Origin of the sequence: Streptomyces sp. NBC_01341, from assembly GCF_035946055.1 — a bacterium.
Taxonomy (GTDB): Bacteria; Actinomycetota; Actinomycetes; order Streptomycetales; family Streptomycetaceae; genus Streptomyces.
The window spans coordinates 369,900-393,109 of sequence record NZ_CP108364.1 but is presented as its reverse complement, the minus strand read 5'-3'; the positions used below and the strand labels follow the sequence as shown (position 1 = coordinate 393,109).

Genomic DNA, 23,210 nt, shown 5'->3' with positions numbered 1-23,210 from the left:
CCCGGTTCCGGTCGGCGTTCGATCGATCGTGAACTCAGGCACAGGCTTGCTTGCCCAGGGATGAGCGGAAAGTGAATATCGGGTGCCGTGCAGGATGTGCGTGCATTAATTCGGGGAGCGCCGTCGGTAGGTCTGCTTTCGCTCGCAGAATCTGATCTGCAGCCGTGAGCGGATGAAACTCCGTGAGGGTGCGATTACGCGTGCCGCGATGTGGCTGCCGGGTGGTTCCGCGCCGTTAGGGATTCTGGTTTCGGTGGCTCACGGGCGGGCCGTTCCGGTGAACGCGGCTGTGCGGAATCTGCCGGTGATTGAGCGACTTGCCGACCTGTGCACACGACTGCTTTTCCCGCACTGAAGCGAATGGCGCGCCACGGGTGACGACTCCGTGGTGGGCGGTGTGCAATCGCGACGGTGGCGCGAGCGGCGCCCGGAGCCAGTTTTTGGTGGCCCCGGGCGCCTGGCGTGGGCGGGTTCCGTCCCCACGAACTCCCGCCCAGTCCCCTGGTGCCATGACTTCACCGGGGGAGTCTCTGTGATTGTGGTCTTGCTTTCGGCCCTGCAGGGCCGAGTGATGTGCGTCAGCCGCCCCACGGGGCGGTGTCGCCTGCCTTGAACCCGCATGATTCTGCCGGGATCGAGGGGGGTGTCTCCCGGGCCGTTCGTCCGTCGCCACCATGGGTGAGGTGGCCCGGCGAAGCCGACGCGCGGAGGGGTTTGTGGGTGAGTTGGAATAGGCAGCCTCTTGAAGCAGCCCATTGCGCAAACTCTCCAGTCGTCGAGCGTTCGGCCGACGACTGAATACGTGCACTGTAACAGTAACTTGAGGTGTAAAGATATGTCTGCCGTTACCAGTGATCCAGGAAGCGCGTGGAACGACAGTTCACCTTCGGGAGGAATGTGACAGGAGTCACGGCCCGGTGAGGGGCAAGGGATGGTCGAAAACCTTGGGGTGATCAGCGTCATATCACCGGTACCCGAGTTCTGTTTTCATGGGTTCACGTCACCAGTAAGGTGACTTGTGGATGGCGGCGAGCTGGTCGTCCAGTTCGATCCGAAGCCGCGCTTAACACTGCATGGGCCGGACGAGGCGGTCCCCTTCGGGGAATTCGAGAGCTGAGGTGACGGTGTCATGAGTCGGACCTCCGCGGCGGCTCCGAGGAAACCGGATCTTCCCGTGGGTTCCCGGGCGCCCTACGTGGTCAGACGTACTCCCCTCCTTCACCTTCTGTGGAAGGCCGGCGTTTTCGTTGTCGGTACGGTGGTCGTCGGAACCGGCATCGTCCTGCTGCCGTTGCCCGGGCCTGGCTGGCTGGTGATCTTCGGTGGCATGGCAGTCTGGGCGACCGAGTTCGTGTGGGCGCAGCTTGCGCTGCGCTGGACCAGACGAAAGGTCGCCGAGGCGACTCGCCGGGCGCTCGACCCCAGGGTGCGGCGCCGCAACGCGGTCATCGCGGCGATCGGGCTCGTGCTCGCGGCCGGAGCGGTGGGCGTATATGTCTGGAGGTTCGGTGTCTTCACGCTCTAAGGGTTGTCCCGCCAGGGATGGCGGGACAACCCTTTGCGGAACGGGTGCAGGCGTGACCTCGAGCCAGGCCCGGTCGGCTGCCGCGCAGGCAGGCGGGTTCGCCCGGCCTTCGGCCCGGCGGCTGCCCGCGCGGACGCACGGAACGTCTGCTTACCGCCGGTGGGGGGCCCTTGCGGCTTGTCGGGTTGCTGATCGAGGCCGGCCACTCGAATATGGTGCGTGTCTGTCGCAGCTGTCCTGCAAGTGCCGGGAAGGTGGGTACACAAGGTGCTCGATACCTTGCTGGTGCGCGACCCGGTCCGGCCTGCCGCTGGAGCCGACGGCCTCAGGACGCGGCCACCCGTGACGGTGGCGGGCGGGCGGATAGGTGCCCCGGGGTGAACTCAAGCCCCGCTGAGACGGGAAGCCCGTAAGTCAGCGGGCCGGCTGTGGAGCAGTGCGGGAGTCCCGCGCGCGGTCCCTCCCGATTCACGGCAGGTGCTCTTCCATACGTGCGGCGCTCGGCGTCGCGCTCACAAGAACAGAACGACGGTCCTCCTCGACACGCACGCGGCTCTCCATCGCCGCGGTGGTCGTGAGCACCGCGAGGGCAGTGAACCCCGGATGCCGTGTGCGGTTCCGGTGCCGCGGTCCTCATTTGAGAAGTGACCTCTGACGCGCCGGCGCGGGGGCGAAGGAGGAACCATTGCTAAGCGCGTTCGCTCGGGTGTTCAAGAGCCCTGATCTTCGAAAAAAACTGTTGTTCACGCTCGGCCTGATCATCATCTACCGATTGGGGTCGCACGTTCCGATCCCTGGCGTGAGTTACCAGAATGTCCAGACATGTGTTGATTCTGCCTCTGACAGTGGAGGCCTGCTCGGGCTGGTGAATCTGTTCAGCGGCGGTGCTCTGCTCCAGATCACCGTTTTCGCGCTCGGCATCCTGCCCTACATCACGGCGAGCATCATCCTTCAGCTGCTGACGGTGGTCATCCCGAGGCTCGACGCGCTGAAGAAGGAGGGCGCGTCGGGGCAGGCGAAGATCACTCAGTACACGCGCTACCTGACCGTGGCGCTGGCCGTACTGCAGGGCACGGGCCTGGTCGCGACGGCGCGCAGCGGCTCCCTCTTCCCGAACTGTTCTGTTGCTTCCGACATCGTCCCCAATGATTCGATCCTGACCACCGCAGTGATGGTCCTGACGGTCACCGCGGGGACGGCGTGCGTGATGTGGATGGGTGAGTTGATCACCGATCGCGGAATCGGCAACGGCATGTCGATGCTCATCTTCATCTCCATCGCGTCCACGCTCCCGGGCGCGCTGTGGACGGTGAAGCAGGAGGGCAAGATCGCCGACGGATGGCTCGCTTTCCTCAGTGTCATTCTCATCGGGTTCGTGATGGTCGCGCTGGTCGTCTTCGTCGAGCAGGCGCAGCGTCGTGTCCCGGTCCAGTACGCGAAGCGGGTGATCGGGCGTAAGTCGTACGGGGGAACGGCGACCTACATTCCGCTCAAGATCAACCAGGCGGGTGTGGTGCCGGTCATCTTCGCCTCGTCGATCCTGTACGTACCGGCGCTGATCGCCCAGTTCGCGGACCCGACCGCCCCGTGGGCTGTCTGGATCACACAGAACCTGGTCAAGGGGGACCATCCGTACTACGTGGCGGCGTACTTCCTGCTGACCGTGTTCTTCGCGTTCTTCTACGTGGCGATCACCTTCAACCCGGACGAGGTGGCGGACAACATCAAGCAGGCCGGCGGTTTCATCCCCGGTATCCGTGCCGGCCGCCCGACCGCCGGCTACCTGCGTTACGTACTCAACCGACTGACGTGGCCCGGGTCGCTGTACCTGGGCCTGATCGCACTCGTACCGACCGTGGCGTTCGCGAGTTACGGCGGAGCCAATCAGCTCACGGGGACGAGCATCCTGATCATCGTGAGCGTGGGCCTGGAGACGGTGAAGCAGATCAACAGCCAGATCGAACAGCAGAGCTACGAGGGCTTTCTTCGCTGACGAAGTCTGTACCGCCGAGGCAGGACCTGCCCGGTCGGTGGTCGGCCGGGATGCCCGGCCGGCCACCGGGCGCCGTGACTCGTTCGCGATGGCTGTGAAGCGACCGGCCTCGCATGGCGCACCAGGCTCGGGCCTCTCGTCGGATCATGCTGGGCTCGCGTGCCCTGGCACCGGGCACGGACGACCCCAGGGGAAGGGGCGGTCCCGCGGGAGGTCAGCCCGTGTCGGCGTCCGCCAGGCGGTTGAGCCACTCGGTCAGCAGGATCCGCTCACCGTCGCTGAGTACCGATGCGCCGGAGCCCTGCAAGGACTCCCGCAGGGCCGTCGCCCGGTGGCCGATGCCGCTGGCGGGTCGTTCCGCGTGCCGAACACCGCCTGTGATAGCGGCCAGGACGTTGTCGCGGGCCGCAGCGGACAGCCCGGGGTCCCGTTCTTCCGGTGGTGTTCCGAGCATCGAGAAGACGACGCCCGTGCCGTTGGCATGCATCAGCGCGGTGGCGCGTTCCACGCTCATCCGGAGAAGACCGGCGTCGGCCGCACGCTTCATGATCTGCTGAAGTCCCGCGACCGCCTCGCGGCCGGCGGCGGTCACGTGCCCGGGCCGCGACTGCCCGAATGCCAGGGCGTAGAAGACCGGCTGACGGAGGCCGAACTCCACGTGCAGATCCCATGCCCTGGTGAGGTCGGCAAGTGGATCATCCGTGGCCTCGAGCAGTTTTTTGGCAGGGAGGTACTTGCTCAGGCCGAAGGCGGCCACCGCTTCCATCAGGCCGTCCTTGTCGCCGAACAAGCGGAAGATCGTCGGCGGTTGGATTCCGGCAGCGGCGGCGACGGCCCGGGTGGAGACAGCCTCCGGGCCCTCCCTCGCGAGGAGTGCTGCGGCCGCTCGAATGACCCTGTCCCGCGCCCCCTCGCGCGACTGCTGTCCTTCGGCTGTCACCATGTACGAATGATAACAGCAGTGAGTGAACGAGCGTTCACTCACTGCGGTCTCTGGGCTCCGGGGGAAAGGGCAGGTCCGGTCCTGTGCCGAGGACGCCCCAACCGACGCCACGGGTCACGCACCGCGACCGGCGGAGGTGTCTTGCCCGACGAACACCATGCAGTCGGGGGCCTGGCAAGATGATCCGGTGCCGTCCACAGAAGCGTTGAGAGGAAGGGCCGCGATGACCCCGGAAAGCCACCCCACCGAGCGTGTGCTCCTCGGGACCTGGCCGACCCCTCTGGAACCCATGCCGCGACTGGGCCGCGCCCTCGGCCTGGGGGCCGACGACCTCTGGATCAAGCGAGATGACCTCGCGGGCCTCGGGGGCGGCGGGAACAAGGTCCGAAAACTTGAGTGGACCTGCGGCGCGGCACGTGCCGAAGGTGCAACGGTCCTCGTCACCACCGGTGCGCCGCAGAGCAACCACGCGCGCCTGACCGCTGCCGCCGGAGCGCGGCTGGGACTGGAGGTGGTGCTCGTGCTCGCCGGGACACCCGGTTCCTCGTCGTCCGGCAACCTGGCGCTCGACGGGCTCTTCGGCGCCACCGTCGTCTGGGCCGGTGACGTCGGTGACCGTGAACTGTCCACGGCGGCAGAGGACGTGGTCGCACAGTTGCGCCTGCGGGGTGCCGAGCCCGCCCTGATTCCCTTCGGCGGTTCGAGCGTGCCCGGGGCGCGTGGATACGAGGAGTGCGGGCGTGAACTCCTCGTGCAGGCCCCTGATCTGTCGACCGTCGTCGTGGCCGTCGGGTCCGGCGGTACGATGGCCGGCCTCGTCGCCGCCCTCGGCGAGACACGTGTGATGGGAGTCCACTGCGGCGCTGTCACGGACCCCGGCGGCACGGTCGCCGAACTGGCAACCGGCCTCCTGGGCAGGGACTGCCCGGCCGAGTCCTTGCGGATTCGCCTCGATCAGGTGGGCGAAGGGTACGGGTCGCTGACGCAAGGCGCCCTTGCCGCCCTCACCTTGACGGCCCGCACCGAGGGCATCGTGCTGGATCCGGTCTACACCGGACGAGCGATGGCCGGCCTCGTCGCAGCGGTCGAGGAAGGCGTCGTCAAGCCGGGACGGCGCACGGTCTTCCTGCACTCGGGCGGGATGGCCGGTCTCTTCGGCCACCAGGTGACGGTTGCCAAGCTGGAAGCGGCGTTGACACCGTCCGCATAGAAGACCGGCGGTGCCTTCGGCCCGGTGGAGCGGGACTTCGGTCCGGGCCCCGGCGCTCGCGCCGCTGACACCGCGGCTTCGGCAGGAGGGGACCGCCCGGGAGGCCGGACGTGCCGTCGACCCCGCCGTCCGGGGCCTCACACGGACCGGCCCATGACGGTCATCGGTCAGGACCGCCCCGGACGGACATCGGTCAGCGCAGGGACCTGAAGGCCTGACGGATCTCCTGGGACAGCAGCTGCGGCTGCTCCCAAGCGGCGAAGTGGCCGCCCTTGTCGACCTCGTTCCAGTGGACGAGGTTGCCGAACGCGCGTTCACCCCAGCTTCGCGGTGCGCGGTAGATCTCACCCGGGAACACGGTGACCGCGACGGGGAGGGACGGGATGTCGAAGGCGTCGAACGGGCCGCCGCCGGCCTGGGCACCTTCCCAGTACAGCCGGGAGGAGGAGGTCCCGGTCCGGGTGAACCAGTAGAGGGAGATGGCATCGAGCATCTCGTCGTAGGTGAGCACCTTCTCCGGCTTGCCGTCGGAGTCGGTCCACTCGGCGAACTTGTCGTAGTAGTACGCGGCCATCGCGACCGGCGAGTCGGCCAGCGCGTAACCGATCGTCTGAGGGCTCTGGTTCATCATCGCGGCGTAGCCGAAGCCGTCCCGGTAGAAGTGCAGCAGGCGGTCGTACGCCGCCTTCTCGCGGGCGGACAGGCCCACGGGTGCGGGGTCGAAATTGCGCAGGTGGCGCAGCACGTCCGGGGGCACGGTGCCGGGCATGTTGATGTGAATGCCGAGGAGTCCGTCCGGGCGCTGCGTTGCCAGCAGTTCCGAGATGATGGCACCCCAGTCACCGCCCTGGGAGACGTATCGCTGGTAGCCCAGGCGATGCATGAGCTCGTGGAAGGCCTTGGCGACCCTGGCGGGATTCCACCCCGCCGCAGTCGGCTTGCCCGAGAAGCCGTATCCGGGCAGCGTCGGGAGTACGAGGTGGAAGGCGTCCTCCGCACGGCCACCGTGGGCGGTCGGGTTGGTGAGAGGCCCGATGACCTTCAGCAACTCGATGATCGATCCCGGCCAGCCGTGGGTCATCAGCAGCGGCATCGCGTCCGCGTGCGGCGAGCGGATGTGTGCGAACTGGATGTCCAGGCCGTCGAGTTCGGTGATGAACTGCGGCAGTGAGTTGAGCGTCGCCTCGACCTTGCGCCAGTTGTAGCCGCTGCCCCAGTACTCGACGAGCGGTCGGAGCTTCGCCAACTGCGCACCCTGGGACCTGTCGCCGACCGTTTCCCGGTCGGGCCAGCGCGTCGCCTTCACACGGCGGCGGAGTTCGTTGATGTCCCGCTGCGGGATCTTGATGCGGAAGGGCCGGACCCCGGCGATCGGCTTCGCGGAGTCGAATGCCGTCGCGCCGGGCGTCGCTGCGACGGGCTCTGCCGCCTGTGCCTGGCCGGGCAGGCCGATCTGGGTGGCGGCGACGGCGCCTGCGGCCAGGCCGAGGAACCGTCGCCGGCCCGTGTTGTGCGGCTGACCGGCGTTTTCGGTGGTGGTCATCGTGAACTCCATCTCTCGACTGCGAGCGTGGCTCGTGTCAGGGCGGGTGTGATGCGGGGCGAATGAGAGTGCGGACCTGAGCGCTCACCCCGGGCACCCGCTGACGGCATGTGCGATCTGGCTCGTGAGCCCGTGGCCGGCGGACTGCCGAAGGCGACGTGAGGGGGGCCGCTGTCCGTGTGGGCCTGCTGCTGGCTGCGGCATGTCCGTCGGCCGTGGGAGCGCGCCCTTGCGAGGCTCGTCGCCCTCACTTGCTTCTCCCTCTCTCGATGTCCCTCCTGCCGCGAGAGGTATCCGCATGAAAACACCGCGAGGGCGTCACCGGTTCGCATGGTGACGATCATGGCGATAATTTCGTCACCGGTCAAGTAGGTGACTTCGACTGTCTCCACGGGTGGGGTGACGGCGTGCACTCGGAACCGGCTTGCGTGCCGACCCGTCTGACGGGAAGTCAATCAGATACATGTTTGACGAAGCAAGTATTGTCCCCTGATCGTCTGCCGGATCAGGTCGTGGTCAGCGGCTCGGCACTCCGTGACCACGCGATGTTCCCGCAGCTGCCGCAAGCCCCGGCCGGCCCTGAACTGCCCCCCCCGCAGTCCTCAGAAGCCGAAGTCGCTCAGACCGGGGTGATCGTCCGGCCGGCGCCCGAGCGGCCAGCGAAAAGCGCGCTCCGCCTCCTGGATCGGGACGTCGTTGATGCACGCATGCCGCACGGTCATCAGCCCGGCTTCATTGAACTCCCAGTTCTCGTTGCCGAAGGAGCGCCACCACTTCCCGTCCGCGTCGTGCGACTCGTACGCGAACCGCACGGCGATACGGCTGCCGTCGAAGGCCCAGAGTTCCTTGACCAATCGATAGTCCAGCTCCCTCGACCACTTGCGAGTCAGGAATCCGACGATCTCCGCACGCCCGGTGACCCACTCGCTTCGATTCCGCCAGCGCGAGTCCTCGGCGTACACCTGGGACACCCTGTGAGGATCCCTGCTGTTCCAGCCGTCCTCGGCCAGACGGACCTTCACCGTCGCGGACTCCCGCGTGAAGGGAGGGAGGGGAGGGAGATCTGCCACTGCTGCTCCTCAGGTGCGGCGGCCCTCGCTGCGGGGCCGGACGGTCCGGCCGTCACTGTCAGGCGACTGCGCCGGCCGTTGAACGGTATAGCGGGGCCAGGGGAGTTGCCAGACGCCGTCCGGTGCCGACGGCGGCGACGTCCAGTGAGTCGACGTCCTCCACGGGCGCGACGTTGGCGTATCCCGGATTGTTCACCAGGACGTCGAGACGTCCGAACCGGTCGGGCGCGGTGCGCACGGCAGCGGTCGCATGAGCGGTTTTGGTGACGTCAAGAGGGACGACAGCGATCTGCTCGCCGTATTCAGCGACGAGATCATCCAGCGCCTCGGGTCTGCGCGCACCGGCCACGACCTGGTGCCCCGCGTGCACGGCCTGCCGGCAGCCCCCGGGATGCTCCACTGACGAGGAATACGGAGGACATGGAGACTCCTGTTCGTCGTCCGCCTGCGGCAGTGCTCGCGTGCGTGACGGATCCGGGCCCGCGGTGTCGTGCTCCGGCCCGCATGGCCCTGAGCGCGGGCTGTCAGCCTCCGGGCGACGTGATCCACCGGGCAGGCCCGGCCTTCGACCACCGTAGCCGAGGATCAAGCCCTCGGCGCGCCCGCCGCCCCGTCGGCCGCACGGGGCAGGTGCGCGCGTCCTTCGCCCACCTCATGCCGCGATCCGCGCACGTATGTCGGCCAGCGACCGGCGCTGGCGACCGTCGTCATCGAAGTTGGCGGGATCGAGCCAGGAGTCGAACGCGTGCCTGAGTGTGGGCCACTCGCCGTTGATGATCGAGAACCACGCCGTGTCGCGGCTGCGTCCCTTGTACACGACGGCTTGACGGAAGGTGCCCTCGTAACCGAATCCGAGGCGCTCCGCCGCTCTGCGCGAGGGGGCGTTGCGACTGTCGCACTTCCACTCGTAGCGCCGGTAGCCGAGATCGTCGAAAGCGTGGGCCATGAGGAGGACCTGGGCCTCTGTGGCGAGGGTGGTGCGCTTCAGCAGTGGGGAGAACATCACATTGCCGACCTCGATGACCCCGTTCGCGGGGTCCTGCCGCATCAGCGAGAGAGTGCCCACGGCGCGGCCGGACCGCTGGTCGACGACGGCGTAGTGCCGGGGGTCCGTCCTGGACGCGGCTTCGCGGATCCAGGCGTCGAACTCCACCTCTGAGGGGAAGGGACCGACGGCCATGTACGTCCAGTCGCGATCGTCCCGGGCCGAGCGAAGCGCGGCGAACACCTCCTGGGCGTGCCGGGCGGGATCCAGCGCCTCCAGCCGGCAGTAGCGGCCGGCCAGCGTGCCGCCGGGAGTCAGTGGACGGGGAGCCCAACCGGGCATCGGCTCGCCGATGGGCTGACCGAATTCGTTCATGTGCTCAGGCATGGCTCTCTCCGTACGTGACGTCGCCCGGCCACGGTACGACCGCACGGACCTTCAGGAATCATCACCCCTGGCCGTTCCGGTTCCCTGCCGCTGTCGTCCGGCAGCCCTCGGTGACGGTGACAGCGAAATGCCCCGCCCGTGGGGGCGGGGCATTCCTGTCTGCGCTCAGCCTTGGCGCGCCTTGTTTCGGGGTGTCTTCTTGTTGAGTACGAAGGTCACGCCGCGGCGGCGCACCACCTGGGCTCCGGGCTGTGACTTCAGCGAGCGCAGGGATTTACGCACCTTCATCGTTGTCTCCTTCCCGGACCGACCCCACGGATGAGAGGTCCATGACAATGTCGATGTGTGCAACCGGCTGACCGGCCGGAACATTCCCGGCCTTCAGCCACCCGCCGACCGGCAGGAGACGGTACGGCGGCGTGCGCGGGCTGATCGTACGGGTGCCGTGTGCACGGGGTCACGATCGGAGGGGTGGCGCCTGCCGGTGCGCAGGCGCCACCCTGCGATCGCTGTCGAGGGCCTCGCCGGCCCCCGCGTAAACGCGTCAGGCGTCCTGCCTCGCCTGTGCCATCCGGTGCACCCGCCCCCGGACCAGGAACCACCCGCCGACGAGCGCCGCCGCGATCAGAGGAAGGAACATGACTGTCGTCCGGCCCACGCCGCCGCCCCACCACATCAGGAAGGCCACGCCGGCGAGGAAGAGGAGCGTGACGAGCTGGGTGTAGGGCGCCCAGGGCAAGCGGTAGGCAGGCCTCGTGACCCGGCCGTCCTGCGAGCGGTGCCAGAACACCAGGGAGCAGAGCATGATCATCCCCCAGGTCCCGAGGATCCCGATCGACGCCAGGTTCAGCACGATCTCGAACGCCTGGCCCGGCACCACGTAGTTCAGCCCGACGCCCAGGACGCCGAAGCCGGCCGTCAGGAGGATGCCCCCGTAGGGCACCTGCCCCTTGTTCATCAGGCCGGTGAAACGGGGTGCCGAACCCGACAGGGCCATGGAGCGCAGGATGCGGCCGGTGGAGTAGAGGCCGGAGTTCAGGCTGGACAGCGCGGCGGTCAGCACGACGAGGTTCATCACGCCGGCGGCGCCCGGTACACCGAGCTTGTCCATGACCGTGACGAACGGGCTCTGGTCCCCGGAGTAGGCGGTGTAGGGCAGCAGCAGCGCGAGTAGCACCACCGAGCCGACGTAGAACAGTCCGACCCGCCACATGATGGAGTTGATCGCACGCGGCATGATCTTCTCGGGGTTCTCGGTCTCGCCGGCGGCGACGCCGCACAGTTCGACGGACGCGTAGGCGAAGACGACGCCCTGGATCACGAGCAGCATGGGAAGCGTGCCGACGGGGAAGACGCCGCTCTCGGACACGGTCGACAGGCCGGGGGTGTGGCCGTCCACCGGATGCTGGGTGACGACGAGGAAGATTCCGATCAGCATGAAGGCGACCAGCGCCGCGACCTTGATGATCGCGAACCAGAACTCCATCTCGCCGAAGTACTTCACCGAGATGAGGTTGGCCGTGAGGACCACGGAGAGGGCGATCAACGCCAGGATCCACTGCGGGATGTCGCTGAACACACCCCAGAAGTGCGCGTACGTCGCGGCCGCGGTGATGTCCGCGATCGCGGTCGTCGACCAGTTGAGGAAGTACAGCCACCCGGCCGCGAACGCGCCCTTCTCGCCCATGAACTCACGGGCATAGGAGACGAAGGCACCGGACGACGGCCGGTAGAGGATGAGCTCGCCCAGGGCGCGTACGACGAAGAACGCGAAGACGCCACAGACGGCGTAGGCGATGGCGAGCGAAGGTCCCGCGTCGGCGAGGCGCCCGCCCGCGCCCAGGAAGAGTCCGGTGCCGATCGCGCCACCGATGGCGATCATGTTGATGTGGCGGGACTTGAGGTCCTTGCTGTATCCGGCGTCGCCGGCGTCCACGTGGGGGGAACTCGCCGCCGGTGCGTCGGCGGCGCGCTGACCGGCTGCTGAGATGCTGCCGTCACTCATGGAGGGGGGTCGCCTTTGTGAGGGGAAGATGGTCGGTCCCGGCCGGGCCCCGTGGGGGAGGCGTCCGGCGATGGCTCGAAGGCGCATGATCAGGAACCCTGTGATTCTGGCAGTGTGCCCAGCCGGACGAAAACAAATCTGAGGTGTTTCAGAGCTTTCGACGCAGTAAGGAATGTGGCTGGGGAGTGAGGGTCCGGTGTCCTCGGACTCCCCGGGCGCGGCCCCGTGAGCCCGGAGCGCAGCGGCTGCGGGGCCTGACCGGCGGGCACAGGCTCTGCCTGCGACGGCGGAATCCAAACGTGTTGCCGCCGGACATGAAGGACGGCATCCTGTCCGTCGGCACGCCCCCGCGGGTCGCTGTCCCACCCCGGTCGGCGCGCTCGCGGGCTGCGCGCCATCGCCATCGCCCTCACCGGGAGGGATGGATGTGCGGGACTCCGTGCCCGCGATCGAACGAAGAGGTGCACGGCGTGAACGACATGTGGACCGGCGAGCGGATTCGTCTGCGGGGCGTGGAACCCGACGACTGGCGAGGCTTCCGGGACCTGTCCCGGAACACCGTCGACGTACGGAACGCCGACATGATCGAACCTCCTCGCTCCGAGGAGAGCTTTCGGTCCTGGACCGCCGAGCGCGCGGGGCGGACGCCGCACGGCGGATCGTACTGCCTCGTGGTCGAGACGCTGGGTGAGCGGGCCTTCGCGGGCGCCGTGACGGTCGGGGAGACCGACAGCCGTGCGGGGCGGTTCAGGACGGGTATCGAGATCTCTCGCGACCACCGAAGGAACGGGTACGCCAGGGAGGCCACCGAGCTGATCCTCACCTACATGTTCGCGGAACAGCGCCACAACAAGTGTGAGGTGGAGGTGTACGCCTTCAACGAGGCGTCTCTCGCCCTCTACCGTCGGCTGGACTTCGTCGAGGAAGGGCGGCTCCGGCAGCACGAGTACTTCGCAGGTGAGCACCACGACGTGGTGCTGCTCGGAATGACCGCGGCCGAGCACTGGGCCCGGCACCGGCGCCCCTCGGTGCGCTGATCGCCGGTCGCGCTGCGGGAGCACGTCGGCCGGCGGTCCACCCGAAGGCGTACAACCGTACGGATCAGGTCCGAAGCGCATCGAGAAACGGCGGTCCCGGCATGGGCGAGCAGGTCCGATGCCTGACCCTCCGGGCCGGGGCGCTGCCCCGCATCCCGCAAGCCTCCGCGTGTCAGGCGGACTCCGCGGCCCCTTCGACGGCGGGGATGCCCAGCCGGCCGGCCACGGTGACCAGTGCCGGTCCCAACGAGAGCGCGACGCGGGTGAGGGCGTGCCGGTCGCCCCGGGTCGGGTCGCGGTTGATGATGAGCACCGGCTTCCCGTCCTCGGCTGCCTGACGGACGAAGCGGAGACCCGACATCACCGTGAGTGAGGACCCCAGGACCAGCAGCGAGGATGCCGCGCGGACCAGTTCGCGGCAGTGCTCGACCCGCTGCGGGGGCACCGCCTCGCCGAAGAACACCACGTCCGGTTTGAGGACCCCGCCGCATACCGTGCACGGCACCACGCAGAAGTCCCCGACCTGCTCGTCGGTCAGGTCGGCGTCACCGTCGGGGTTGATCGCGGCGGCCACCGGTGCGAAGCCCGCATTCGCCTCCTCCAGTCGCCGCGCGAGCTCACGGCGGGCACTGAGGTCGCCGCAGGAGAGGCACACGACGCGATTCAGACTGCCGTGGAGTTCCACGACCGCTTCGGCACCGGCGGCCTGGTGCAGACCGTCGACGTTCTGGGTGATCACACCGGAGAGCAGACCACGTCGCTCGAACGCGGCTACGGCCCGGTGGCCGGCGTTGGGGCGGGCGCGGCCGAACGTGCGCCAGCCGAGATGGCTCCGCGCCCAGTAGCGGCGCCGGGCCTGAGCCTCGGCGGTGAAGTCCTGGTACGTCATCGGGGTGTGCCGGCTCAGGCTTCCGCCCTCTCCCCGGTAGTCGGGAATGCCCGACTCGGTGGAGATGCCCGCTCCGCTGAGGACCAGTACTCCGCCGGTGCTCAGCGCATCCTCCACCGGCCGCAGGTCGGTGGTGCCCGGCGACGGGTTCTCGGTGGGGGTCCAGCTCAGTGTGGGGCGCATCCGCATCCTCCCAGGGTACGGAACGGCTCACGCCCACCGCCGCGAGGCCGCGCAGACCGCTCGTCGGGGGCGGTCGCCGCGCCGCCGCCGCACCTTGTCCTCCATGCCCGCGGGTGCCCGGTCTGCGGCTCAGGACGGGCTGTCGTCGGAGCCCTCGGAGCCCTCGGCGTCGTCCGCGGTGAGCGGGAGCAGTACCTGGAAACGAGTGTCGCCAGGTTCGGATTCCACCTGGAGTGTGCCGTGGTGTTTGTCCACCACGATCCGCCAGGAGATGTCGAGGCCGAGCCCTGTGCCTTCCCCCACCGGTTTGGTGGTGAAGAACGGGTCGAAGACGCGTCCGCGGATCTCTTCCGGGATTCCGGTTCCGGTGTCGCGGAACTCCACCAGCAACCGGTCGTGCTGGAGTGCCGTCCGGACGGTCAGGGTCCCCGGCCCGTCCGCATCGCGCATGGCCGCCACCGCGTTGTCGATCAGGTTGGTCCACACCTGGTTGAGCTCCGCCGGATAGGCCGGGACCTGGGGCGCCGTACGGTCGTAATCCTTGACGACCGAGATATGCGAGCTGATCTTGGCCGAGAGCATCACCAGTGTGCTGTCGAGGAGTTCGTGGACGTCGACGGTGCGGTACGGCGCCCGGTCGAGCTGGGCGTATTGCTTGGCGGCGTCGACCAGGTGGGAGACCCGGGCGGTGGAGTCCGCGATCTCGTTCAACAACAGTTCCGTCTCGACGGTGTAGTTGAGCCACCCGACTGCCCCCGGGAGGATCTCCTCGTCCACGGTGAGCGCGATCCGATCCAGCCATTCGGTGTCCAGGCCCGCCTGCACGAACGTGGGCGCGATCTGCCAGCTCTGCTCGATGCCGTGCCCCTCGAGCCAGTCCGCAAGGGCGTCCTCGCGGTCGGCTGCCTCCATCGCGCTGAGCGAGGGTGCTTTGGCGATCCGCTCGGCCGTGCGTTCCTGGATGTCGATCAGGCCGGCAAGGGTGTCGCGGGAGAAGGAGCCCTCGGCGATGACTCCGAGCTTGCGGCGCATTTTCGCCACCCGCTCCCGCAATGCCGAGGTCGCGCGGACGGCTGCGGCAGCCGGGTTGTTGAGCTCGTGCGTCAGCCCCGCGGACAGCGAGCCGAGTGCCAGCAGCCGTTCCCGCTGTCCGACGGCCCGCTGCGTGCTCTTGGAACCGAAGAAGAGCCCTTCCAGCAGGTGCACGGCCATCGGGAACCACTCGCGCATGACGTTGGCGAAGGTCTCCGCGGGCAGGACGAAGAAGCGCGACGGCTCGGTGACGCGCATGGAGTTGTTGTAGATCTGCGGAACGCGGTCGCCGACGTACGCCTGCATGGCTCCGGCGTACACACCCGGCTGGGAGGTGCGGGTGACCTCGACGTCGTCCCCGCCGACCCGACGGGACAGCACGACCGTACCGTCGAGCATGACGTAGAAACAGGAGGCGGGCTCTCCCTCGGTGTAGACGGGTCCCGGCTGGAACTGCTTCACCCCTCCCTCGGCGCACAGGCGGCCCACCTGGTCGGGGTGCAGTTTCTCGAAGAGGAACAGGCTCGCGATCTCGTCGGGGTTGCATGTCAGCGGCACGCCACTCATGTCTGCTCCAGGTAGCGGTGGACGAGCATCACGGCCATGGCTCCCTCTCCGACTGCGGACGCGACCCGCTTCGCTGACTCGGCGCGCGCGTCGCCCGCCACGAACACCCCGGGGACACTGGTCTCCAGGTGGTACGGCGGTCGTTCCAGTTCCCAATCGGCCGGTGGCCGCCCGTCGGGCGTCATGTCCGGCCCGGCCAGGATGAACCCCTTCCTGTCGCGGAGTACCGTGCCGTCCAGCCAGTCGGTCAGCGGGGCGGCGCCGATGAAGACGAACAGCCATTGCGCGTCGACGAGTTCGGTCCCACCGCTCCCGACCTCACGCAGGGTCAGATGCTCCAGGTGGCCGTCACCGTGTGCGGTGTCGACGACGGTGCCGCACTTCACCCGGATGTTCGGCGTCTCCTCGACCTGCTGGATCAGGTAGTACGACATCGACGCGGCGATCGACTCTCCGCGCACCAGCAGCGTCACCGACTTGGCGGTCCGTGAGAGGTACATCGCCGCCTGCCCGGCCGAGTTGGCGCCACCGACGATGTACACGTCATGGCCTTGGCAGGAGGCCGCCTCCGTCAGGGCCGAGCCGTAGAACACGCCACGGCCCGTCAGCTCGTCCGCGCCTCCCGAGGGGAGCTGGCGGTACGACACACCGGTGGCCAGGATGACACTGTGTGCGGCGATCTCCGAGCCGTCCGAGAACCGCACGATCCGCGCCGACCCGTGGGCCTCGAGGCCGGTCACCTCCCGCGTCGTGAGGACCTCGGCGCCGAACCTTCCCGCCTGCCGCATGGCGCGCTCCGTGAGCTGCCCGCCCGAGACGCCGTCCGGAAAACCCAGGTAGTTCTCGATCCGGGAGCTCTGGCCGGCCTGTCCGCCGGTCGCCGACCGCTCCACCAGCACCGTCCGCAGCCCTTCCGATGCGCCGTACACGGCCGCGCCCAGTCCGGCCGGACCACCGCCGACCACCACCAGGTCGTAGAAGTCCGCCGTCGGCGTGGTGGCGAGACCCACGTGGACGGCGAGTTCGGTGGCCTCGGGCTCCACGAGTGGCGTTCCGTCCGGGGTGATCACCACGGGCAGCCGGAGCCCGTCCTGCCCGGCGGCGGACAGCAACCGCTGCCCTTCCGGCTCGTCGGATGAGTACCAGCGGTACGGCACCTGATTGCGGGCCAGGAACTCCCGGGTCTCCGAGGACCGTGCCGACCAGCGGTGCCCGACGACCTTGGTGCTCGGGTGCGCCCGGTGGTGGCCGGCCCGCCACGCCTGGAGCAGGTCGTCCAGCACCGGGTAGAGCTTTTCCTCCGGAGGGTCCCACGGTTTCAGCAGGTAGTGGTCGAGGTCCACGACGTTGATCGCGTCGATCGCCGCTCCTGTGTCCGCGTATGCGGTCAACAGGACCCGACGGGCCTCGGGGTAGACGTCCAGGGCCTGTTCGAGGAACTCGATGCCGTTCATCTGCGGCATCCGGTAGTCGGCGAGGATCACCGCGACCAGATCGCCGCGCAGTTTCAGCTCCCGCAGTGCCTGGAGCGCCGAGTCGCCCGATTCCGCGCGGACAACGCGGTAGGCGGCGCCGTAGCGTCGTCTGAGGTCACGGGCAACGGCGCGGGAGACACCCGGATCGTCATCCACGGTCACGATGACGGTCCGCTTCCTGTCTGCGGCCTCTGCCATACGTCCCCTACGTCGCAGGCCGGAACCACGGCAGGGCGGCCCCGCTACCGCTACGGCCTCCGCCCATCGTAGGGGCGATCGCGGCGAGGCGCGCAGTCGGCGGAAGTGCCCTCGAGTCGGCCGAATCCCCCCGGCGCGGGCGTCGCCGCCCGCGGGCTGCTTCTCATGCGTCCCGACATCTTGACGGGCACTGGTTCAGACCTTTAGGTTCACCGACCAAAGCCTCCTCATGCATGCGACCCGCGTTCATAAGTATGAACGCGGATGTGTGTGGGCCGACGTACGGCGCACCCCACCCCCACCCGCCGAGTACGAAAGGCCGTGACACCTATGGCCGCAATCCCCCACCTCGATCGCATCAGGCGGTCCCGACTGCTGCGCACCGTCCTCACTGTCGGAGTTCTCACCACGGCCGCGGGTGCCCTTGCGGTGACCCCGGCCTCGGCGGCCGCCGGGCAGATCACCGGCCTGGGCGGAAAGTGCATGGACGTCGCCGGCGCGAGCAGCGCCAACGGGGCCGCTGTCCAGCTGTACGACTGCAACTCCACCGGTGCCCAGCAATGGACGGTCGGCTCGGACGGCAGCGTCAGCGCGCTGGGAAAGTGCCTGGACATCGTCGACAGGTCCACCGCGAACGGCGCCACCCTCCAACTGTGGGACTGCACCGGCGGGGCGAACCAGAAGTGGACGGTGACCGCTGCGGGGACCATCGTCAACCCGCAGTCGAACAAGTGCGTCGACGTCACCGGCAGTTCCTCGGCGAACGGCACCCGGCTCCAGATCTGGAGCTGTACCGGCGCCGCCAACCAGACATGGAACGCATCGGGCGGCGGTGACACCCCAGGCGGCGACGCGCCGATGGCCGTCGCTCCCTACCTGTACAACGGGTGGGGGAACCCGCCGAGCCCGACCACCGTCACCAACGCCACCGGCGTCAAGTGGTACACACTCGCCTTCGTCCTCAGCAACGGCTACTGCAACCCCCAGTGGGACGGCAGCCGTCCCCTGACCGGCGGCGTCGACCAGCAGACGGTGAACACCGTGCGCGGCAACGGCGGCGACGTCATCCCGTCCTTCGGCGGCTGGAGCGGCAACAAACTGGAGAGCTCCTGCTCCAGTGCCGGTGAACTGGCGGCGGCGTACCAGAAGGTCATCAACGCCTACGGGCTCAAGGCCATCGACATCGACATCGAGGCCGCGGCCTACGACAGCCCCACCGTCCAGCAGCGCACCGTGGACGCCCTGAAGACGGTGAAGGCCAACAACCCCGGTATCAAGACGTACGTCACCTTCGGCACCGGACAGAGCGGACCGGACACCGGCCTGATCAACCGGGCGGCGTCGGCGGGCCTGACCGTGGACAGCTGGACCATCATGCCGTTCAACTTCGGCGGAAACGGCCAGAACATGGGGACGCTCACCACACGCGCGGCCGAGGGGCTGAAGACCGCGGTGAAGAACGCGTACGGATACAGCGACGACCAGGCCTACCGGCACACGGGCATCTCGTCGATGAACGGCGTCACCGACGTGGGCGAAACCATCACCGTCGCCGACTTCCGCACCATCCTCGCCTACGCGCAGCAGCACCATCTCGCACGACTGACGTTCTGGTCGGTCAACCGCGACCGGCCGTGTACCGGGGGAGGAGCTGACACCTGCTCCGAGGTGAGCCAGCAGCCCTGGGACTTCACCCGGGTCCTGGCGCAGTACCGCGGCTGATCGCCCTCCCGTGTCGCACCCCCCGTCCGCTCCCGGACCCAGACGTGCAGGAGATCTCGTGCCCACGACGACAGCACACCGCCCCCCGCACCGCTTACTGCGGTCGCTGCTGACAGCCCTGACCCTGTTGGCCGCACTGCTCTCCCTGACAGTGACCCCGTCCACCGCCGGTCCGGCGGAACGCGGGGCCGCCGCAGCACCGTTCAAGGTGCTGGGGCTCTACAGCGGCACCTACGACCAGGCCCACATCAGCTTCGCCCGGGAGGCCAACACCTGGTTCCCGCAGGCCGGCGCCTCGAACGGCTTCACCTACACCGCGAGCACAGACTGGAACCTGCTCGCCAACGGAGGCGTGGACGCCTACGACGTTGTCCTGTTCCTCGACGACGGTCCGCAGAGTGCCGCGCAGCGTTCGGGCTTCGAGCGGTACATGCGGGCGGGCGGTGGCTGGCTGGGCTTCCATGTCTCGGCCTTCACGACCGATGCCCAGAGCTGGCCCTGGTACTACAACCAGTTCCTCGGCAGTGGCAACTTCAAGTCCAACACGTGGGGGCCGACCACGGCCGTACTGCGGGTCGAGGACAGGGCCCACCCGTCGACAGTGAGCCTGCCCCAGACGTTCACCTCGTCGGTCAGCGAGTGGTACAGCTGGTCGAACGATCTCCGCAACAACCCCGACATCGACATCCTCGCCTCGGTCGACCCCACCAGCTTCCCCCTCGGGACGAGCGCCGGTGAGATCTGGTACAGCGGTTACTACCCCATCCTCTGGACCAACCGCCAGTACAAGATGCTCTACGCCAACTTCGGGCACAACGCCATGAACTACGACACGAACACTCCGACTTCCTCCACGTTCGCCAGCGCCACCCAGAACCGGTTCCTTCTGGACGGGCTCAAATGGCTCGCGGGCGCCGGCTCCACCGAGCCGCCCGCCGAGGGCATCCCGGAGACCACCTGGTACGCGATGGAGAACCGTGCCAACGGGAAGTGCGCCGATGCCAGGGGAGCGAGCACGGCCAACGGGACGGTCGTGCAGCAGTACGCGTGCAACGGCACCGTCGCCCAGCAGTTCCAGTTCAGGCGCACCGACGGCGGCTACGTACGCATCGCGGCGCGCGGCAACCCGCAACAGGTCGTGGACGTCACCGACCGGTCCACCGCACAGGGCGCGCCCCTGCAGCTGTGGTCGTACTCCGGCGGCCTCAACCAGCAGTGGCAGCCGGTCCGGGAAACCTCGGGCGGCTATCACTTCTCGGCCAGGCACAGCGGTCAGTGCCTCACGGCTTCCTCGACGGCGACCGATTCCGTGCAACTGACCCAGCGTCCCTGTGACGGCTCCACTGCACAGAGCTTCGGTCTCACCGCCCAACCGTGAGCCGCTCCCGTCACTGAGACCGGCCAGGCGGCCGGGTACGCACCGGTACACCACCGGTGTGCACCCGGCCGCCGGCACGTGAGGGGACCGTGTCCCCGAAGCGCCGTGCCGGCCGCTTCACGTGGTCGGTGAGGGGGCGACCCCGTCGCAGGGCGCCCGAGGCTGTCACGCCGCAGAATGGGATCAGGAACAGCGGACTCCCGTCCGGGGTCTCACGGCCGGGGGACTGTCGCCTCCTCTTCCGTCTGGAGCCGGGATGAACGACCAGCAGCCAGAACTCGACGGCCGGCACGCCGTTGTCACAGGGGCCAGCAAAGGGATCGGCCTCGCGGTCACGACGGCCCTGGCCGAGGCCGGAGCCCATGTCCTGGCCGTGGCCCGGACGTCCACCGACGAGCTGCGGACTCTGGCCGACCGTGGAGCCGTGACCTGGGTCCAGGTGGATCTGACCTCGCCCGACGGAGCACAGCAGGTGGCAGCCGCGGCCGCCGGCCGGCACGTCGACGTGCTGGTCAACAACGTGGGATCGGCCCCGGCGCGCCCGGGCGGATTCCTCAGTGTCACCGATGCCCAGTGGCGGCAGACCATCGAGCTGAACCTGATGACCGCCGTGTCCGTCACCCGGGCGGTACTTCCCGGCATGATCGATGCGGGGGACGGCTCGATCATCAACATCGCCTCGGTCAACGCACGCCTGCCCGAGTCCGTGGTCGTCGACTACAGCGCATCCAAAGCCGCTGTGTCCAGTCTGTCCAAAGCACTGTCGAAGGAGTTCGGTGGTCGAGGGATCCGGGTGAACAGCGTCAGTCCCGGGCCGGTCGAGACCGAGCTGTGGACGGGTGACGGCGGAGTGGCCGCCACGGTTTCCCAGGCGGCCGGGGTATCGGCGGACGACGTGAAGGCACAGGCGGCCTCATCGACTGCCTCGGGACGCTTCTCCCGGCCTTCGGAAGTGGCTGACCTGGTCGTTTACCTCGCCGGGGACCGGGCTCGCAACATCATGGGCAGTGATTTCGTCATTGACGGCGGATACGTGCCGACGCTGTGAGTCCCCTGGCTGTCACCCGATGGGACCGTTCGTCCGTCACCACACCTGCATGGAGGACACGGCATGCAAGCCATCACTGTGATTGACCGCGAGGCCGGAACCGCGGGATTGTCGCTGACGGAGATCCCCTACCCACATGCCGCCGAGAACGACGTGATCGTGCAGGTGCACGCGGCCGGTTTCACACCGGGGGAGCTTGCCTGGCCGGCCACCTGGACGGATCGGGCGGGCCGCGATCGCACACCCAGCGTGCCGGGACACGAACTTTCAGGTGTCGTAGTGGAGTTGGGTTACGGGACCACCGGCCTGAGTGTCGGTCAGCGCGTGTTCGGGATGGCGGACTGGGCGCGTGACGGATCACTCGCCGAGTACGCCGCCGTGGAGGCCCGCAACCTGGCTCCTCTGCCGGCCGACGTCGACCACACGATGGCTGCGGCCCTGCCCATCTCCGGACTGACGGCATGGCAAGGACTGTTCGACCACGGTCGCCTTGCCGCGGGCCGGACGGTCCTGATCCACGGCTCGGCCGGCGGGGTCGGATCCGTCGCCGTACAGCTCGCCCGCGAGGCCGGGGCGCGCGTCATCGGGACCGGCCGGTCCGCCGACCGGGAGCGGGCCGCAGCAATCGGGGTCGACGTCTTCGTGGACCTGGAAACCGAGGCGCTGGAGGATGCCGGCGAAGTCGACGTCGTCCTCGACGTGATCGGAGGAGAGATCCTGGACCGCTCAGCCGCCCTCGTGCGGGACGGTGGCACGCTGGTCACCATCGCTCACCCCGTGAACGTCCGGCCCCGGAGCGGGCGGGCGGTGTTCTTCGTCGTCGAACCCGACCGTGCCACGCTCGCCCGCCTCGCCGCGCGGCTGAGGGACGGGCGGCTCGAGCCGGTGGTGGGCACGGTACGCCCGTTGGACGAGGCGCCGCAGGCGTTCGCCCCGGGCGCGCGGCGTGCTCACGGGAAAACGATCATCCGTGTCGCCCGCGGTGACAGCAGGCCGTAAGGGACTTCGTCCGGATCAGGCCACCGCCGAGATTCAGCGCGGGCCCGCCCGCCCGGCCGAGGATCACTTCCCGCGGCGCGCGGCCCAGACACTGCGCTCCGTGCGGACTACGAGGTCGCCACGCCGCAGGATGCTGTGAGGACCGTCCACGTCGAGCAGCCGGTCGAGTGCCGCGCGGTCACGAGGTGAGAGCGAGTCCACGGCACTGTGGCGCAGACGCTGAAGGGTGCCGAGCGCGTAGCGCCCGATGGCCGCGTCCTGGGAACCGTCGATGTTCACGGTGATGGTGCGTTCGCCCTCGATCGCGAAACCGGCGGCCGTCAGCATGGGACCCCAGTCGGCTCCGCGGTGAGACACGTGTTCGGCGTGGTAGCGCTCGCTCGCGTCGTGGCATCGGGCTTCCAGGCCCGGCTGCTCCTCCGGGGCACTCTCCGGCAGGAAGCGGGGGAAGCCGGCCAGTTCGACGACGGCGAACAGGCCGCCGGGCGCGAGAAGGCCGTGGACCGAGCGCAGCGTACGGTCGGGTTCGGACATGTGGTGCATCGACGCCGAGGCCCATACGAGGTCCGGAGTGCCGAGGTCCGGCCAGTCGGCTGCGTCGAGGTCGGCCTGGACGGTGTGCACACGCTCCCGCACGCCCGCGTCACACGCTTTGTCCCGAAGGCGCCGAAGGTGCTCGGCCGACGAGTCGACGGCGGTGACGTGCGCTTCGGGATAGCGCTCGAGAAGGGCGAAGGTGCCCGTTCCCGTCCCGCAGCCCAGATCCACGACTTCGCGGGGCTCCCTCTCGACGGGGAGCCACGCGGTGATCGCGGAGATGTGCTCGGCCAGTACCTCGGCGTCGAGGTCGAGAATCTCGGCCTGACCGTCCGGGTCGGCGTCGTGCCGGGGGCTGTGCTGCGCCCCGTGGTGGGAAGCATGCGGGTGTGCGTGAGTCATGTCCCCCACGCTAACGGGACCATGCGCCTGAAGCGGGTTCGCTTCCTGTACGCGCAAGAAGATGGCCCCTGGTCATGCCGGG

19 protein-coding genes are annotated in these 23,210 nt (G+C 68.5%); 8 read left to right on the top strand and 11 right to left on the bottom strand.

Translation table 11 applies throughout. The features are described from left to right. Positions 1–1,129: 1,129 nt before the first annotated feature. Complete coding sequence (locus tag OG206_RS01595) at positions 1,130–1,525, top strand: TIGR02611 family protein (RefSeq protein ID WP_327111361.1); 396 nt, start codon at positions 1,130–1,132, stop codon at positions 1,523–1,525. Between the two features lie 685 nt (positions 1,526–2,210). Beyond that, the gene (gene secY, locus OG206_RS01590) at positions 2,211–3,518 is read left to right on the top strand and encodes a preprotein translocase subunit SecY (RefSeq protein WP_327111359.1); all 1,308 of its coding nucleotides are present in this window, start codon (positions 2,211–2,213) and stop codon (positions 3,516–3,518) included. A gap of 214 nt (positions 3,519–3,732) precedes the next feature. Here the strand turns inward: secY and OG206_RS01585 are convergent, their stop codons facing one another. Then, positions 3,733–4,461, bottom strand: a complete 729-nt coding sequence (locus OG206_RS01585; RefSeq protein WP_327111357.1) for a TetR/AcrR family transcriptional regulator — start codon at positions 4,459–4,461, stop codon at positions 3,733–3,735. 223 nt (positions 4,462–4,684) lie between these two features. On the opposite strand from OG206_RS01585, the gene OG206_RS01580 reads away from it, so the two are divergent. Next, positions 4,685–5,671: a D-cysteine desulfhydrase family protein gene (locus tag OG206_RS01580; RefSeq protein WP_327111355.1), complete on the top strand. Its 987-nt coding sequence runs from the start codon at positions 4,685–4,687 to the stop codon at positions 5,669–5,671. A 193-nt stretch (positions 5,672–5,864) separates the two neighbouring features. Here OG206_RS01580 and OG206_RS01575 read toward each other — a convergent pair whose 3' ends face one another. The 6 genes from OG206_RS01575 to OG206_RS01550 all read right to left on the bottom strand — a co-directional run bounded on the left by OG206_RS01575 (position 5,865) and on the right by OG206_RS01550 (position 11,661). Then, positions 5,865–7,214: an epoxide hydrolase family protein gene (locus OG206_RS01575; RefSeq protein WP_327111353.1), complete on the bottom strand. Its 1,350-nt coding sequence runs from the start codon at positions 7,212–7,214 to the stop codon at positions 5,865–5,867. Positions 7,215–7,816: 602 nt separating this feature from the next. Beyond that, positions 7,817–8,284 carry a nuclear transport factor 2 family protein gene (locus OG206_RS01570; RefSeq protein ID WP_327111351.1) on the bottom strand — a complete coding sequence of 156 codons (468 nt, stop codon included), beginning with the start codon at positions 8,282–8,284 and terminating at the stop codon, positions 7,817–7,819. A 58-nt stretch (positions 8,285–8,342) separates the two neighbouring features. Further along, positions 8,343–8,684: an SDR family oxidoreductase gene (locus OG206_RS01565; RefSeq protein WP_327111349.1), complete on the bottom strand. Its 342-nt coding sequence runs from the start codon at positions 8,682–8,684 to the stop codon at positions 8,343–8,345. A 252-nt stretch (positions 8,685–8,936) separates the two neighbouring features. After that, the gene (locus OG206_RS01560) at positions 8,937–9,656 is read right to left on the bottom strand and encodes a GNAT family N-acetyltransferase (RefSeq protein ID WP_327111347.1); all 720 of its coding nucleotides are present in this window, start codon (positions 9,654–9,656) and stop codon (positions 8,937–8,939) included. A gap of 165 nt (positions 9,657–9,821) precedes the next feature. After that, positions 9,822–9,944 (bottom strand): ribosomal protein bL36, encoded by a 123-nt coding sequence (locus OG206_RS01555; protein WP_327111345.1) that lies wholly within the window; start codon positions 9,942–9,944, stop codon positions 9,822–9,824. Between the two features lie 256 nt (positions 9,945–10,200). Next, positions 10,201–11,661 (bottom strand): amino acid permease, encoded by a 1,461-nt coding sequence (locus tag OG206_RS01550; protein ID WP_327111343.1) that lies wholly within the window; start codon positions 11,659–11,661, stop codon positions 10,201–10,203. A gap of 470 nt (positions 11,662–12,131) precedes the next feature. On the opposite strand from OG206_RS01550, the gene OG206_RS01545 reads away from it, so the two are divergent. Then, a complete protein-coding gene (locus OG206_RS01545; protein WP_327111341.1) occupies positions 12,132–12,698 on the top strand; it encodes a GNAT family N-acetyltransferase in 567 nt (188 codons plus the stop codon). A gap of 172 nt (positions 12,699–12,870) precedes the next feature. Here the strand turns inward: OG206_RS01545 and OG206_RS01540 are convergent, their stop codons facing one another. From OG206_RS01540 to OG206_RS01530, 3 genes are all read right to left on the bottom strand, one after another. Beyond that, positions 12,871–13,776, bottom strand: coding sequence for an NAD-dependent protein deacetylase (locus tag OG206_RS01540; RefSeq protein WP_327111339.1), 906 nt, complete (start codon positions 13,774–13,776; stop codon positions 12,871–12,873). 123 nt (positions 13,777–13,899) lie between these two features. Beyond that, positions 13,900–15,369 (bottom strand): ATP-binding protein, encoded by a 1,470-nt coding sequence (locus OG206_RS01535; protein WP_327111337.1) that lies wholly within the window; start codon positions 15,367–15,369, stop codon positions 13,900–13,902. Further along, positions 15,366–17,042 carry an FAD-dependent oxidoreductase gene (locus tag OG206_RS01530; protein WP_327111335.1) on the bottom strand — a complete coding sequence of 559 codons (1,677 nt, stop codon included), beginning with the start codon at positions 17,040–17,042 and terminating at the stop codon, positions 15,366–15,368. The genes OG206_RS01535 and OG206_RS01530 overlap by 4 nt, the downstream gene beginning before the upstream one ends. Positions 17,043–17,372: 330 nt before the next feature. On the opposite strand from OG206_RS01530, the gene OG206_RS01525 reads away from it, so the two are divergent. The 4 genes from OG206_RS01525 to OG206_RS01510 all read left to right on the top strand — a co-directional run bounded on the left by OG206_RS01525 (position 17,373) and on the right by OG206_RS01510 (position 22,189). Beyond that, positions 17,373–18,764 carry a ricin-type beta-trefoil lectin domain protein gene (locus OG206_RS01525; protein ID WP_327111333.1) on the top strand — a complete coding sequence of 464 codons (1,392 nt, stop codon included), beginning with the start codon at positions 17,373–17,375 and terminating at the stop codon, positions 18,762–18,764. Between the two features lie 58 nt (positions 18,765–18,822). Continuing rightward, the gene (locus tag OG206_RS01520; protein WP_442805780.1) at positions 18,823–20,142 is read left to right on the top strand and encodes a ThuA domain-containing protein; all 1,320 of its coding nucleotides are present in this window, start codon (positions 18,823–18,825) and stop codon (positions 20,140–20,142) included. A 256-nt stretch (positions 20,143–20,398) separates the two neighbouring features. After that, entirely contained in the window at positions 20,399–21,190 is a 792-nt protein-coding gene (locus OG206_RS01515; protein ID WP_327111331.1) for an oxidoreductase, read from the top strand. A 63-nt stretch (positions 21,191–21,253) separates the two neighbouring features. After that, positions 21,254–22,189 carry an NADP-dependent oxidoreductase gene (locus OG206_RS01510; protein ID WP_327111329.1) on the top strand — a complete coding sequence of 312 codons (936 nt, stop codon included), beginning with the start codon at positions 21,254–21,256 and terminating at the stop codon, positions 22,187–22,189. A gap of 63 nt (positions 22,190–22,252) precedes the next feature. Here OG206_RS01510 and OG206_RS01505 read toward each other — a convergent pair whose 3' ends face one another. Beyond that, on the bottom strand, positions 22,253–23,128 hold the full coding sequence (locus OG206_RS01505; protein WP_327111327.1) for a class I SAM-dependent methyltransferase: 876 nt from the start codon (positions 23,126–23,128) through the stop codon (positions 22,253–22,255). Positions 23,129–23,210 lie beyond the last annotated feature (82 nt).